We start from the raw sequence: 13,209 nt of genomic DNA, 5'->3' as shown, positions 1-13,209 counted from the left end.
GGTGGCGCCCCGCGCGCGGCACGGACCTTGCGCGGGGCGGTTGTGCGGCGGTGCCTGATCTGATCAAGTACAGCAGAGGCTACTGGCCAGTACGAGATTCCGCTCCCCGGGGGGACAGCCAATGACGACCGGTTTCTTCAACTCCGTCGACGACGTCGCCGATCGGCTCGCCGCGACCGGCTATCTCGCCTCACCCGCCGTCGCCACGACCGTCTTCCTCGCCGACCGCCTCGGCAAGCCGCTCCTCGTCGAGGGCCCGGCCGGCGTCGGCAAGACGGAGCTCGCCAAGGCGGTCACCGAGGTCACCGGCGCGCGTCTGGTCCGGCTCCAGTGCTACGAGGGCGTCGACGAGTCCCGCGCGCTGTACGAGTGGAACCACGCCAAGCAGCTCCTGCGGATCACCGCCGGGCGGGGCGAGTCCTGGGACGAGACGCGGACGGACATCTTCGGCGAGGAGTTCCTGCTCCCCCGCCCGCTGCTCACCGCGATCCGCTCCGAGCAGCCGACCGTGCTCCTCATCGACGAGACGGACAAGGCCGACGTCGAGGTGGAGGGCCTGCTCCTCGAAGTCCTCAGCGACTTCCAGATCACCGTTCCCGAACTCGGGACGATCAAGGCGACCCGGCGCCCCTTCACCGTGCTCACCTCCAACGCGAGCCGCGAGCTCTCCGAGGCCCTGCGCCGCCGCTGCCTCTTCCTGCACATCGGTTTCCCCGAGGAGGAGCTGGAGCGCAGGATCGTCACCCTCAAGGTCCCCGGCCTCGACGACGCCCTCGCCGCGTCCGTGGTGCGGGTCGTGGGGGCGCTGCGGGCGATGGACCTGCGCAAGGCGCCGTCCGTCTCGGAGACGATCGACTGGGCCCGTACGCTGCTCGCGCTCGGCGCCGACCGGCTGGACGAGCACGTCGTACGCGAGACCCTGGGCGTCCTGCTCAAGCACCAGGACGACATCGTGAGGGCCGCCGCCAAGCTCGACCTGGACGCGGTGTGACCGGGCCGGTCGACGGCGTGGTCGCCGCCTCCGCACCGACGGCGGCCGCCGCCCGTCTCACCGGTCTCGTCGGGGCGCTGCGTGCCCACGGATTCGGGATCGGGACCGGCGAGACGGTGGACGCCGGGCACGCCCTCGAGGCCGTCGGCTTCACCGACCGGGAGCGGGTACGCGAGGCCCTGGCGACGACCTTGCTCCACGGCGAGGCGCAGCGTCCGGTGTTCGACCGCGTCTTCGACCTGTACTTTCCCCTCGGCCACACCGGGGCCGCGGAGACGGACGAGAACACCCCGGCCGGTCCGGCCGATCTCGCGACCCTGCGCGACCGGCTCGCCGAGGCCCTCACCAGCGCTGACGGCGCCGCCCTCGACCGGCTCGCCGCCGAGGCGGTGGGCGGTTTCGGCGGCTACGGCTCCGGCCCCGAGTCGGACGGCTGGTCCTCGTACCAGACCCTGGCCCGGCTGCGCCCCGAGACACTGCTCGCCCGCGTGCGGGAGCGGCTCCGGGCCGCGCCCGGGACGGAGGAGCCCGAGTTCACCGAGCGGCTGCTCGACGACGAGATCCGGCGCCGCATCGAGGCCTTCCGCGAGCGGGTGCGGACCGAGGCCCGGCGGCGCGTGGCCGAGCGCCAGGGCCGCGACCGGGTCGCGCGCCGCGCGGTGGCGGGCACCGCGGACACCGTCGACTTCCTGCTCGCCGGGCGGTCACAGCTGGACGAGCTGCGACGTACGGTACGGCCGCTGGCGCGGAAGCTGGCCACCCGGCTCGCGGCCCGTCGGCGCCGGGCGTCGCGCGGGGAGATCGATCTGCGGCGGACGCTGCGCCGCTCGCTGTCGACCGGCGGCGTACCCGTGCGGCCGGTGCTGCGCCGCCGCCCTCCCCGGCGGCCGGAGCTGGTCCTGCTGTGCGACGTGTCCGGGTCGGTGGCCGGTTTCGCGCAGTTCACGATGCTGCTGGTGCAGGCCCTGCACGACCAGTTCAGCCGGGTACGCGTCTTCGCCTTCGTCAACCGGGTGGACGAGGTGACGGGGCTGATCGCCCGGGGTTCCGCCGATCCGGCCGGTCTCGGCGACCGCATCCTCGCGGAGGCGGAGCTGACCGGGTGGCACGGGCAGAGCGACTACGGGACGGCCCTGGGCGAGTTCGCCGACCGGTACGCCGAGGTCCTCGGCCCGCGCACCGTCGTCTTCGTCCTCGGGGACGCCCGCACCAACGGCTCCGACCCGAACCTCGCGGCCCTGAAGCGGATCGGGGACCGGGCCCGCCGGGTCCACTGGCTCAACCCCGAGCAGCCCTCGCTGTGGGGAACGGGCGATTCGGTGGCGCCGGCCTACGCCGGCCTCGTCGAGATGCGCCCGTGCCGGAACGCCCGCCAGCTGGGGGCTCTGATCGGTCGCCTGCTGCCCGTGTGACCGCGCGTGGCACGGCGGCGGAGAGCGGGCCGGAACTCTCCCCACGTGGCACCATCGGCCCATGTCCACCGGATCCGACCGTCCCGAGACGGAATTCCCCCGCACCATCGGCGCGCCCGCCACCCGTGCGCTCGCCGCGGCCGGGTACACCCGGTTCGATCAGCTCGACGGGGTTCCCGCCACCGAACTCGCCGCCCTGCACGGTGTGGGACCGAAGGCGCTGCGCGTGCTCGCCGAGGAGCTCGCGGAGCGCGGCCTGTCGCTGCGGTGAGCGCCCGTCGCGCCCACCGGGACCTCGGCTGTACGGCGGAAGGGGCCGCGAACTAGCGTGACCCCCATGGAACTCTTGGGAGAGATCACCGCCGACCGTCCGCTGCTCGTCCTCGCCGTCAAGGAGGAGGCGCAGTTCCTGGACACGGACCTGCCGGTGCTGCTGACCGGCATGGGCAAGGTGAACGCGGCGACCGCGCTCGCGCTCACCCTCGGCCGCGGCCCGCGGCCGTCCGGGATCGTGAACCTGGGTACGGCGGGGGCACTGCGTCCCGGCATGACCGGGACGCATGTGATCGGCACCGTGGTGCAGCACGACTTCGACGGCCGGCTTCTCGCCACGCTGACGGGCGAGTCGTACGGCGCGCCGCTGACGCTCCCGGACGGCGGTGACACGGTCCTGGCGACCGGGGACACGTTCATCTCGGACGAGACCGCCCGCGCCCGGCTCGCGGAGCAGGCCGCTCTCGTCGACATGGAGGGGTACGCCCTCGCACACGCCGCCGGGATCGCCGGGGTGCCGCTGCGGATCGTGAAGCACGTCAGCGACGAGGCCGGGGAGGGCGCCGCGCGCACCTGGCGTGAGTCGGTCGCCGAGTGCGCGCGGGTTCTCGCCGACTGGGCGGCGGCGAACACTCCGTACCGCGCCTGAGGGTGGCGACCCCGGCGGCCGCCGTGTGACGGCCGCCGGGCTCCGGGCCGGTCAGCGGTGCTGGAAGTGGACCTCCGGGTTCGCCGGCGAGGGGCCGTCGAGCAGCGGGCGCGGGAGTCCGCGCAGGTGCTGGTCGAAGAAGGCGGCGGCGTACGTCCGGGTGACGGCGACGGCACGGTCGGTGGGCAGCTCGGGCTGCGGCAGGCCGAAGTGGCGCGAGATCACGGGACCGTCGGAGAAGGTGAAGTGCTCGGAGCCGGCCACGGTGACCCAGCGCTTCCACCCGTCGAGGCCGTTCCACGTCCGGTCCCAGGTGGTGTCCGTCCCCCCGGGCAGATGCATGGCGTCGTGGGTCCCGAGCATCATGAACGGGCGGCCCCGCAGGCCCTCCGCCGGCAGCTCCTCCCAGAACGACCCGTCCATGTTGATCCCGGCGTCGATGCGCGGATCGGCCACCATCGCGGAGGCCGCGCTCGCCCCGCCGATGGAGTGGCCCGCCATGCCGATCCGACGGGCGTCGATCACGTCGGCGTGCTTCCAGACGGGCCGCGGCCCGGTGAGCCGGTCCAGGACGTAGCGCATGTCGGCGGCGCGGGTCGAGGTGACCACGCTGCCGTGCACGCCTCCCTCGTCGAGGGCCGTGCAGGCGACGCAGGTGAGGGTGCGGCCGCCGGGGAGGCTGATCCCGTAGGACTCGTAGGCGTGGTCGACGGAGGCGACCACGTAGCCGCGGGAGGCGAGGTCCTCGGCGAGATGGGTGAGGGTCCAGCGGGAGACGCTGAAGCCCGGTGAGAGCAGTACCAGGGGGCGACGGCCCGGGGCGGGCCGCGCGTCGGTCCTGCTGTGGGTGCGCGTACGGGCGAGGACGTCGCCGGAGACTCCGGGCCCGAGCTGCTCGGCGAGCAGCCGCGCCTCCTCCCGGGTGGCGTACGGGGCGGGGCGGCCGCCACCGGCGCCCGCGGCCGGGTAGTGGAGGGTGACCATGAGCGCGCGTCCGTCGGCGGTGGGAACCCACGGGTCGGTGCGGGACCGGTCGACGAGCGGGAGGACGGTGCTTCCGACGGAGTACGGCCCGGTGGGTGCGGGCAGCGTGGCGGCTCTCGCCGGCTGTGCGGCCGACGGCGGCGGGGCATCGGGAGTGGCCGCGGTGGCCACACCGGCGGGTAAGGCGACGGAGCAGACGAGGAGGGCGGCGACGGCCGCCCTGGTGAATCGGATCATGAGGACACGCTAGAAGCACCCACCGCCGGGTCGCGTCCTGCTGCGGGCCCATGTGCCGTCAGCCCGGAGATGTATGCGCCGCGGTCCGGGTGAAGTGGCCCCGAACTCGGGGCCACTTGCCGGCACCACGGGCGAACTCCCTTACCGTCCACGTCCGTCCGCCCGCCCGTCTCCCGGAACGGCCTTGACAGTGCGGAAGGCGGCCTGCCTAAGCTGAAGCGCTCCCTTCCTGAACCCGGACGGGATCTCGGCCCGGACCTGCGGGGAGGCGGATGTGCGCGGAGCGAGCGCGGAGCCGCACGGCCTCCGTCCCGGCCTCCGGCCGAGTGCGCGGCTCGTCTGCCGACGGCACGTCGACCTCTGCCGTACCTCCTCGGCCATCTGTCCTTCCCCCCGCGTCTGACCCCACCCCCGTGGGTCCGCGCATCCGCTGACGTCCCGCCCGCCCCTGCCCCGCGCCGTCGCGCCTCCGCGCGCCCGTGGGTCCTGCCGCGTGCCCCTGTCTTCCGGAAGGACTTCCCATGCCCCGCCCCGCCCTGCGCCTGGCCGTCGAGATCGACGGTGACGGTGCCCATCCGGCCGCGTGGCGCCGTGCCGCGCACTCCCCCGGCGAGCTGCTGACCCCGCGTCGGCTCGCCCGGGTGGCGGCCGTCGCCGAGAACGCCGGGTTCACCCTGGTCACCCTGGACGACTCGATTCTGCCGCCGGGTTCCGGCGCCGGTCCCGTGGGACGGATCGGGGCGGTCGAGCGGGCCGCGTTCGTGGCCGCGTCGACGAGTGTCCTCGGGGTGGCTCCGGTCCTCGCGACCACCTACGCCGAGCCGTTCCACGTGTCCTCGCAGCTCGCCTCGCTCGACCATGTCTCGGCCGGTCGGGCCGGCTGGGTGGTGGGGGTCGAGTCGGCCCCCGCCGCCGCCCGTGCCTGGGGGCGGCCGCCGGTCGAGGGGCCCGACGCGACAGCGCGCGAGGCCCGCGACGGACTCCGGGTCGTACGGGATCTGTGGGACTCGTGGGAGGACGACGCGGTGATCCGGTCGGTGGCCACCAGCCGCTATCTCGACCGGTCGCGGCTCCATTCCATCGACTTCACCGGTGAGACGTACTCCGTGAAGGGGCCGTCGATCGTGCCGCGCCCGCCGCAGGGGCGGCCCGTGGTCCTCGCCCGCCCGGGGATCGTTCCGGCCGAGCTGACCGATGTGACCCTGGTCGGCGGTGGCGGTGTCGCCGACGTGGTGACGGCCGCGGACGACAGCGCGTCTCCGCGCGCCTTCGCCGAGATCGAGGTGGCCCTGGACACCCCGCACGAGACGGCGGAGGAACGGATCACCGACCTGGAGCGGTACGCCCCGTGGACCGGCCGGCCGGACCGGCTGCGGTACACCGGCCCCGCCGCCGGTCTGGTCTCCCTGCTCACCGAGTTGAACGGGCGCGTCGACGGGGTACGGCTGCATCCGCTCGTGCTCGACGAGGACCTCGCCGTGCTCTCCCGGCTCGTGCTGCCCGAGCTGTTCGTCCGGCGGATCGCGGCCCGGCCGCTGCCCGGCACCACCCTGCGTGCCTCCCTGGGCCTCCCCCGGCCCCTCAGCCGCTTCACGACGACCGACAGCGCCGCCGCCGCGCCCGTACGGGAGGAGATCCGATGACCCGCACCGATCCCGCCGACATCCCCCGTCCGGACGCGCTGCTGCACTTCGGGGTGTTCTTCCAGGGGGTCAACCACTGGACGATCTGGTCGGACCCTTCGAGCGGCTCCCAGATCGATCCGGGCTCCTTCCTCCGGGTCGCGCGGACCGCCGAACGCGGGCTCTTCGACGCCTTCTTCCTCGGGGACGGGCTGCGGCTGCGCGAGTCGGAGGGCGGTATCCACGAGCTGGACGTCGCCGGCCGCCCGGACTCGATCACCCAGTTGTCGGCGCTCGCCGCCGCGACCGAGCGGATCGGGCTCGTCTCCACGTCCAACACCACGTTCAACGAGCCGGGCGATCTCGCCCGGCGCCTCGCCGGTCTCGACCTGCTGTCGGGCGGCCGGGCCGGCTGGAACGTGGTGACCACGCACAACGCCTGGACCGGGGAGAACTTCCGGCGCGGCGGTTTCCTCGACCACGCCGACCGCTACCGGCGCGCCGAGGAGTTCCTGTCGGTGGCGCGGGCCGTGTGGGACGGCTGGACGGAGGGTGCGGTGGCCGGGTCCGTCGACGCCCGTTCCTGGTCGGTGCCGGACGCGGTGGGACGCGTACGGTCGAAGGGCGCGCACTTCGACGTCGACCTGGTTCCGACGCTGCCGCGCAGTGCGCAGGGCCATCCGGTGGTCTTCCAGGCGGGCGACTCCGGCGAGGGACGCGACTTCGCCGCCCGTCAGGCGGATGTGGTGTTCTCGGCGCACGGTACGGACTTCGACGACGCGCTCGCCTTCGCCGAGGACATCCGGCGCCGGCTGCGGGCGGCGGGCCGGGCCGAGGATGCGCTGAGGATCCTGCCGGGTACGGAGATCGTCATCGGGGCCACCGAGAAGGAGGCCGAGGAGAAGGCGCGCTGGGTCCGCCTCGAACAGGTCACCCCCGCGGTGGCCCTCGGCATCGCGAGCCGGCTGTGGGGCTTCGACCTGTCGGGGCGGGACGCCGACGGGCCGCTGCCCGCCGAGGACCCGGTGGTCGCCGCGTACGACGGGAAGTTCGGCACCCGTCAGCTGGGCGAGACCCTGGATACGGTGGCCGAGTGGCGTGCGAAGGCCGAGGCCAACGGCTGGTCGCTGCGCGAGACGGTCATCGAGCTCGGTCCGCAGCGCGGCCATGTGGGAACCCCGGCCGGGCTCGCCGAGAAGTTCGCCCGGTTCGTCCGGCACGGGGCCGTCGACGGCTTCAACATCTCGCCGTATCTGGTGCCGGACGGTCTCGACGACATCGTGGAGCTGCTCGTACCCGAGCTCCAGGAGCGGGGCGTGTACCGGTCCGCGTACACGGGGACGACGCTCCGGGAGCATCTGGGGCTTGCCCCGGTGGTGTGACACCCGGGCCGGCCCTGGTGGTGTGACACGCGGGCCGGCCCTGCGGTGCGACACGCGGGCCGGCCCTGCGGTGCGACACCCGTGACGGACGGGCACGCGCGCGTGGAGCCGCGTGCCCGTCCGTCGTACGACTCGGGCAGGAGCCGACCGGGTCAGCCGAGCGGCAGTTCCAGCCGGGACGGTTCGTCCTCCGGGGAGCCGATGCCGGTCTGCGTCCAGGTGACGGAGGCATCGCCGTACAGCGGGTCCTTGCTGTCGACGACCAGCATGAGCCGGTTCCCCGAGGGGATGTCGTACGCGGCCGCCTGGAGCCTCCAGGTGACGGTGGTGTCCTGTTCGGGTGTCAGGCCGTACACGTTGAGCGGCTCATGGGTGACGATCCGGGCCGTGCCGTCCTCGGCGACGTCCAGGAGGTGGGCGTAGAGGCTCGCGGAGGTGGCCGTGGAACGGACCGTGAGGCGCAGCCGCGGGATGCCCCGGACGCGTCGGCCGACGCCCTGCTCCCCGTCGGGCGAGACGAGCGGTTCGGTCGTCCACACGACCGCGTGACGGCGGTCGATCTTGCGGGTGTCGTAGATCTTGGGGTTGCCCTGCCACTCCGCCTGACCGGTCTTCATGATCGCGTCCATGGCGGTGGCCTCGGTGTCCACGCCCGCGAGGAACGCACGCCGCCAGCCGGTCTCCTCCGCCCCGGGCTCGCCCGCGGGGACGAGCCGGCCGTCGGTGCCGCCCCCGCCGTCGCCGGTGAGGCCGAACACCTCGGTGGTGTCGGTGACCTCGCTCCAGCCGGGACTGGTCTCGCGGCGGGCGGGGACGACGATCCGGTTCTCGCCGGTGGGTTCGCCGGTCTCCGGGTCCAGGACGGGTTCCGTCACGTACGAGAACATCACCTGGTTGCAGACCTGCGGCCACTCCTCCACGCCGTTGCGCTCACCCGTGAGGTGGTGGTCGAGCCAGGCGTACGCCTCCGCCATGGGGAGGTTGACCTCGCCCCTGACGGCGGGCGGGCCGATGAGGGCGGGGCCCTCGGGCGCGGCGTGATCGCCGATCCACAGGTTGAGCCGCTTGGGCACGTCCAGGCCGTTGAAGGTCTCCAGGGTCTGGTTGACCGCGAAGAGGCTCTCGTGCCAGGTGTTGGAGAAGAAGGTCGGCGTGCCCTTCTCGTTGGTCAGGGTGAGGTACGACTCGGGGGCGCGCTTGAGGCCCCACTCGACGACGGCGTCCAGGTTCCGGTCGGCCTGGAAGTCGGCGAGGATCTCCCGGTTGGCCTCGTCGAACTTGCTCTCGACCGGTCCGCCGGTGAGGGCGAGGAGGGCCTTCACGGCCGCGAGGTGGCGGGTGTTGTGGTCGTAGAGGCTGGTCGCGAGGTTGCCCCAGGTGCTGAGGGCGACCACGGCGGCGACCCGGTCGTCGTGGGCGGCGACGAGCTGGCTGATGCCCGAGCCGTACGACTCGCCCATGAAGCCGACGACGCTCGGGGCGAAGCGGTCGACGGCGAAGTCGATGACCGCGGAGCCGTCGGCCCAGTCGTGGGGTCCGGCGACGTCGACGAAGCCGCTGGAGGTGGAGGGCAGTCCGGGGATGCCGAGGCCGCGCGGGGTGTAGGCGAGGACGTGGTAGCCCTTGCGGGCGAGGACGAGGTACGACCAGAGGAACAGCGGCCAGCCGAACGGGGTCCAGCCGGCGGGCACGACGACGAGCGGGTGCGGGCCCTGGCCGAGCTGGCGGAGGCTGAACGCGGAGAGCCGGACGTTCTCCGCGGCTCCCTCGCTCTCGGCGGCCCCTTCGATGCGGTGGTACGCGGGCAGCGCCAGGCCGCGCACCTCCTCGACGATCGCGGCGAGTTCGGCGGGGAGCAGTGCAGTGGCCGCGTCTGTGCCGTCGGTCGTGTCGCTCAGGAGCGCGTTGGCGAGGGTCTGTCCGAGCCGGACGGCGCCGGGGTCCACCGTTCCGTCGGCGGCCCAGAGGCCGCGTGCGGTGATCCGGGAGGTCTCGGCCGCGGTCAGGGCCGCCGTGACGTCCGGGAAGCCGGGAAAGCGTTCGGACGAGCCGGTGGTGAAGGGGTTCTCCTTGGGCACGTGCACCCGTTCCTCTCGACTAGACTGGTGACTGTCCGCGTTGCGGACGGTCGCAAGCCTCACCTATGCGGGTCGGAGCGACCAGAGCGCACGAACAGCGCACGTGTCACGCAACCGGTCGGGAACGACACAAGCCGCCCCGAACTCGATGTTTGGGGACGACGAGGGCGGGTCGGGTTCAGCGGTATTCGGGCGGAACCACCACGAGCAGGGCGGCGACGTCGTCGTCGAGGCCGCCGGCTCCGTAGTCGGTGAGGTCCTTGTGGAGGAGGGCCGGCACCTCCTCGGCCGGTTCCCGCACCCAGCCGCGCAGGCGCAGTTCCAGCGGATAGAAGGTGCCGGTCCGGTCGCGGGTCTCGCTGACGCCGTCGGTGTAGAGGAGCATCCGGTCCCCCGGCCCGAACGGCACCTCCTCGATGCGATGGTGGGAGTCGGCGAGGCCCGCGAGGTTCACGGGCAGCGAGGGGTCGGCGAAGCCCACGGGCTCGACCTCACCGCCGCGCTGGAGCAGCGGGGCGGGGTGGCCGCAGCTGAGGAGCCGTGCGATGTCCTCGCCGTCGGGGAGTTCCACGAGCACGACGGTGGCGAAGCGTTCGGCGGCGTCGGAGTCCGGATCCCAGGCGCCGTAGCGGGCGAGGCCCTCGTCGAGCCGGTCGGCGAGGGCGGCCAGGTCGGCGGCGTCGTTGACGGCGGCGCGGAAGGAGCCGAGGAGCACGGAGGCCGTCTCGACGGCGCCGAGGCCCTTGCCCTGGACGTCGCCGAGCATGATCCGTACGGCGCCGGGGACCCGTACGGCCTCGTAGAAGTCGCCCCCGATCCTGGCCTTGGCCGCGGCCGCCACGTACAGCAGATGCAGGTCGAAGCGTCCGAGGTGGGTGGGGAGCGGGCGCAGCACGACCCGCTGGACGACCTCGGCGACGGCGGTGAGTTCGCGCATGTCCTGCTCGTAGCGGGTGCGGACCCGGCTGACCCAGGCAGCGGCGGCGGTGACTCCGGCGATCACGATCAGGTTCGTGACGAGTTCGGGCGCCTCGGCGAACTCGCCCCTGATGAGACTGAGGACCAGCCGGGCCACGACGGCGAGCAGCCCGATGACGATCGTCCAGGGCACGCTCCAGGTGACGGCGGCGAGCGCGGGTGCGGCGACGAGGAGCCGGTCGAAGCGGTCCCGGTCGGGGGTCAGCAGATCGGCGACGAACGCCAGCGCCAGGACCAGGAAGGGCAGCGCGCGACCGAGGTTGAACTGGGTGCGCGTCGGGGCGTCGGGACGAGCCCGCAGACCTGCTGGCATTTCATGATCGTACGCACGGTCGGCGTCCGGCCCGGGGTGTCGGCGGCTCCGGGCGTGTCCTCCGCCGGTCGGCGCCGCGGGGCAGGGCGAGCGCAGCGGGGAGTGCGAGTGCGGCGATCAGGACGAGGGCCGGGAGGGCGACGCCCCGGGACGGTACGAAGCCGCCGTCGGGGACGAGGGCGAGCAGCAGGGTCGCGGTGGCGACGCCGAGCGCGGGTCCGATGTTCATCGCGGTCTGCTGGAGACCGCCGGCGACTCCGGCGTGGGCCTCGGGTGCGCGGTGCACGACGACCGAGGTCGCGGTGACCATCAGGGTGACGAACCCGGCGCCCAGCAGCGCGGCGCTCACGCCGACGGCGGCGGCGCCGGCGGTCGTGTCGAGCCGGGCGAGGAGCAGCACCCCGAGCGTGAGCAGGGCGGCGCCGGCGGTCGCCGTACGCCGGGGGCCGAAGCGGCGCTGGAGCGTCGGGCAGAGGGGCGCGCCGAGCACGATGAGGACGGCGAGCGGGAGGACGCGCAGCGCGCAGTCGAGTGGGTCGAGACCCTGGACGTCCTGCAGGAAGTACGTCGCCACGAAGAGCGAGCCGGAGAGGGCGGCCGAGGCGGCGAGCAGGACGGCGAGGCCGGCGACGACGGGCACGCTCCGGAGCAGCTCCGGGGGCAGCAGGGGGCGCGCGGCACGACGCTCGTGCCGGGCGAGGACGACGCCGGTGAGGACGGCCCCGGCGACGGCGAGCAGGCCGGTGGGGGCGCCGCCGGGACGGGCGGCCTCGACGAGCCCGTGGACGAGCAGCCCCAGCGTGACGGCGAGCAGCAGGGCACCGGCGGGGTCGAGCGCGGAGAGGCCGGTGGCGGCGGTCTGCCGCTTCGGGCTCGGTTCGCGCGACGGGTTCGCTTCGTTCGGGCGTTCTCGGGTGGCGAGCGCGATCAGGCCGATGGCGAGGGTCGGGGGTACGCCGAGGAGGAAGACCGAGCGCCAGCCGTACGCGGAGACCAGCGCGCCGCCGACGAGCGGGCCGGCCGCGGCGGCGAGGCCGATGGCGGCGGTGCGCACGGCGATGGGGGTGCCGAGCCGATCCGGCGGGTAGGCGGTCCGGAGCATGCCGAGCGTGGCGGGCTGGAGGAGCGCGCCGCACACCCCCTGGAGCACCCGGAGCACGATCACGGTGCCGATGCCGGGGGCCAGGGCGATTCCGGTGGAGGCGGCGGCGAAGCCGAGGGCGCCGACGGCGAAGACCCGGCGGTGGCCGTAGCGGTCGCCGAGCCGTCCTGCGAAGACCAGGAGGCTCGCGACGGCGACGAGGTACGCGGTGCTGGTCCACTGGACCTGGCCGACATCCGCGTGCAGGTCGCGTTGGAGGGCGGGTTGGGCGACGGTGAGGACGGTGCCGTCGAGGGCGACGACCGCCGCACCGAGGACGCTGCACGCCAGGACGGGAGCACGGCGCGGGCTCATGAGGCCCTCCCCGCGGGACCGAGGTGCGCGTCGAGGGCCGCGGCGAGGAGCGGGGCGGGATCGTCGCCGCCGGTCGCGAGCCGGAGGCTGCCCCAGTGCCAGAGCTGGGCGATGCCGTGGAGATTGGCCCAGAACGCGCCGGCGAGGACGGTGGGGTCGTCGGCGGCGGGGCGGACGCGGGCGACGAGTTCGGTGAGCCGGGCGAAGAGCGGCAGGCTCGTCTCCCGCAGCCCGAGGCTGCCGCTCTCCAGCAGGTCGTGCCGGAACATCAGCTCGTACATGCCGCGTCGGGTGCCGGCGTAGTCGAGGTAGACGCGGGCGAGGAGCGCGATCCGTTCGCGGGGCGCGGCGGTCTCCCGGTCCTCGGCGGCGACGCGGGCGGCCAGCTCGGTGAAGCCCTGGCGGGCGATGGCCGACAGGAGTTCGAGATGGGTCGGGAAGTAGCGGCGGGGGGCGCCGTGGGAGACGCCGGCGCGACGGGCGATCTCGCGCAGCGAGAGGGCTTGGGCGCCTTCTGCGTTCACTAGCTCGACGCCGACGCGGACGAGCCGCTCGCGCAGCCCGCCGTCGCTCCGGTCGTCGGCCTCGCTCCCGGGCGCCTGGTGATCTTCGACCCGGTGATCTTCGGATTCCTCATGCATAGACACTGTCTACCAAGATCGAGTAGACGTTGTCTACTCACTCTCGCGCCCTGGTCCGCTACACTCGGGGGCAGCGAAGGGGAGTAGCCCTGCAAATCGGTCGTCGACATACTGGAGCCCTCGGGTTCCCGGTGACCGGGTCCGCGTTCGACGCGGACGGGCGAGACCTTCGGCCAGGCATCAACCGCGTCCG

General features: G+C 73.8%; 12 protein-coding genes. 7 read left to right on the top strand and 5 right to left on the bottom strand.

Annotation, left to right across the window (positions count from 1 at the left end; all coding sequences use genetic code 11):
• Nucleotides 1–121: 121 nt before the first annotated feature.
• From E0F75_RS24835 to E0F75_RS24820, 4 genes are all read left to right on the top strand, one after another.
• Entirely contained in the window at nucleotides 122–991 is an 870-nt protein-coding gene (locus E0F75_RS24835; protein ID WP_187624779.1) for a MoxR family ATPase, read from the top strand.
• Nucleotides 988–2,403, top strand: coding sequence for a VWA domain-containing protein (locus E0F75_RS24830; protein WP_229312825.1), 1,416 nt, complete (start codon nucleotides 988–990; stop codon nucleotides 2,401–2,403). Before E0F75_RS24835 ends, E0F75_RS24830 begins: the two co-directional genes overlap by 4 nt.
• 61 nt (nucleotides 2,404–2,464) lie before the next feature.
• A complete protein-coding gene (locus tag E0F75_RS24825) occupies nucleotides 2,465–2,674 on the top strand; it encodes a DNA-binding protein (protein WP_187624778.1) in 210 nt (69 codons plus the stop codon).
• Nucleotides 2,675–2,740: 66 nt separating this feature from the next.
• Complete coding sequence (locus tag E0F75_RS24820) at nucleotides 2,741–3,325, top strand: nucleosidase (RefSeq protein WP_187624777.1); 585 nt, start codon at nucleotides 2,741–2,743, stop codon at nucleotides 3,323–3,325.
• 51 nt (nucleotides 3,326–3,376) lie between these two features.
• On the opposite strand, the gene E0F75_RS24815 is transcribed toward E0F75_RS24820, so the two are convergent.
• Nucleotides 3,377–4,546, bottom strand: a complete 1,170-nt coding sequence (locus E0F75_RS24815) for an alpha/beta hydrolase (protein WP_187624776.1) — start codon at nucleotides 4,544–4,546, stop codon at nucleotides 3,377–3,379.
• Nucleotides 4,547–4,820: 274 nt separating this feature from the next.
• Here E0F75_RS24815 and E0F75_RS40750 point away from each other — a divergent pair, with 274 nt between their 5' ends.
• From E0F75_RS40750 to E0F75_RS24805, 3 genes are all read left to right on the top strand, one after another.
• Nucleotides 4,821–4,949 (top strand): putative leader peptide, encoded by a 129-nt coding sequence (locus E0F75_RS40750; RefSeq protein WP_374115430.1) that lies wholly within the window; start codon nucleotides 4,821–4,823, stop codon nucleotides 4,947–4,949.
• 118 nt (nucleotides 4,950–5,067) lie between these two features.
• Nucleotides 5,068–6,189 (top strand): LLM class flavin-dependent oxidoreductase, encoded by a 1,122-nt coding sequence (locus E0F75_RS24810; RefSeq protein ID WP_187624775.1) that lies wholly within the window; start codon nucleotides 5,068–5,070, stop codon nucleotides 6,187–6,189.
• Nucleotides 6,186–7,550, top strand: a complete 1,365-nt coding sequence (locus E0F75_RS24805) for an NtaA/DmoA family FMN-dependent monooxygenase (protein ID WP_187624774.1) — start codon at nucleotides 6,186–6,188, stop codon at nucleotides 7,548–7,550. Before E0F75_RS24810 ends, E0F75_RS24805 begins: the two co-directional genes overlap by 4 nt.
• Nucleotides 7,551–7,702: 152 nt before the next feature.
• Here the strand turns inward: E0F75_RS24805 and E0F75_RS24800 are convergent, their stop codons facing one another.
• The 4 genes from E0F75_RS24800 to E0F75_RS24785 all read right to left on the bottom strand — a co-directional run bounded on the left by E0F75_RS24800 (nucleotide 7,703) and on the right by E0F75_RS24785 (nucleotide 13,016).
• Nucleotides 7,703–9,628: a CocE/NonD family hydrolase gene (locus E0F75_RS24800; RefSeq protein WP_187624773.1), complete on the bottom strand. Its 1,926-nt coding sequence runs from the start codon at nucleotides 9,626–9,628 to the stop codon at nucleotides 7,703–7,705.
• 178 nt (nucleotides 9,629–9,806) lie between these two features.
• Nucleotides 9,807–10,919: a PP2C family protein-serine/threonine phosphatase gene (locus E0F75_RS24795; RefSeq protein WP_187624772.1), complete on the bottom strand. Its 1,113-nt coding sequence runs from the start codon at nucleotides 10,917–10,919 to the stop codon at nucleotides 9,807–9,809.
• Between the two features lies 1 nt (nucleotide 10,920).
• Entirely contained in the window at nucleotides 10,921–12,375 is a 1,455-nt protein-coding gene (locus tag E0F75_RS24790; RefSeq protein ID WP_187624771.1) for an MFS transporter, read from the bottom strand.
• Nucleotides 12,372–13,016, bottom strand: a complete 645-nt coding sequence (locus E0F75_RS24785; protein WP_187624770.1) for a TetR/AcrR family transcriptional regulator — start codon at nucleotides 13,014–13,016, stop codon at nucleotides 12,372–12,374. Before E0F75_RS24785 ends, E0F75_RS24790 begins: the two co-directional genes overlap by 4 nt.
• Nucleotides 13,017–13,209: the final 193 nt, after the last annotated feature.

Origin of the sequence: Streptomyces sp. CB02980 (genome assembly GCF_014451325.2) — a bacterium.
In the GTDB taxonomy this organism is placed as follows: domain Bacteria; phylum Actinomycetota; class Actinomycetes; order Streptomycetales; family Streptomycetaceae; genus Streptomyces.
Note: the sequence above shows the minus strand (reverse complement) of the source record. Positions and strands in the feature narration are given on the sequence as shown.

Bases quoted from the DNA above. Each gene is read 5' to 3' on its own strand.
- E0F75_RS24785 (WP_187624770.1), bottom strand. From the start codon at position 13,016: ATGCATGAGGAATCCGAAGATCACCGGGTCGAAGATCACCAGGCGCCC.
- E0F75_RS24815 (WP_187624776.1), bottom strand. From the start codon at position 4,546: ATGATCCGATTCACCAGGGCGGCCGTCGCCGCCCTCCTCGTCTGCTCC.
- E0F75_RS24835 (WP_187624779.1), top strand. From the start codon at position 122: ATGACGACCGGTTTCTTCAACTCCGTCGACGACGTCGCCGATCGGCTC.
- E0F75_RS24795 (WP_187624772.1), bottom strand. From the start codon at position 10,919: ATGCCAGCAGGTCTGCGGGCTCGTCCCGACGCCCCGACGCGCACCCAG.
- E0F75_RS24790 (WP_187624771.1), bottom strand. From the start codon at position 12,375: ATGAGCCCGCGCCGTGCTCCCGTCCTGGCGTGCAGCGTCCTCGGTGCG.
- E0F75_RS24810 (WP_187624775.1), top strand. From the start codon at position 5,068: ATGCCCCGCCCCGCCCTGCGCCTGGCCGTCGAGATCGACGGTGACGGT.
- E0F75_RS24820 (WP_187624777.1), top strand. From the start codon at position 2,741: ATGGAACTCTTGGGAGAGATCACCGCCGACCGTCCGCTGCTCGTCCTC.
- E0F75_RS24825 (WP_187624778.1), top strand. From the start codon at position 2,465: ATGTCCACCGGATCCGACCGTCCCGAGACGGAATTCCCCCGCACCATC.
- E0F75_RS24805 (WP_187624774.1), top strand. From the start codon at position 6,186: ATGACCCGCACCGATCCCGCCGACATCCCCCGTCCGGACGCGCTGCTG.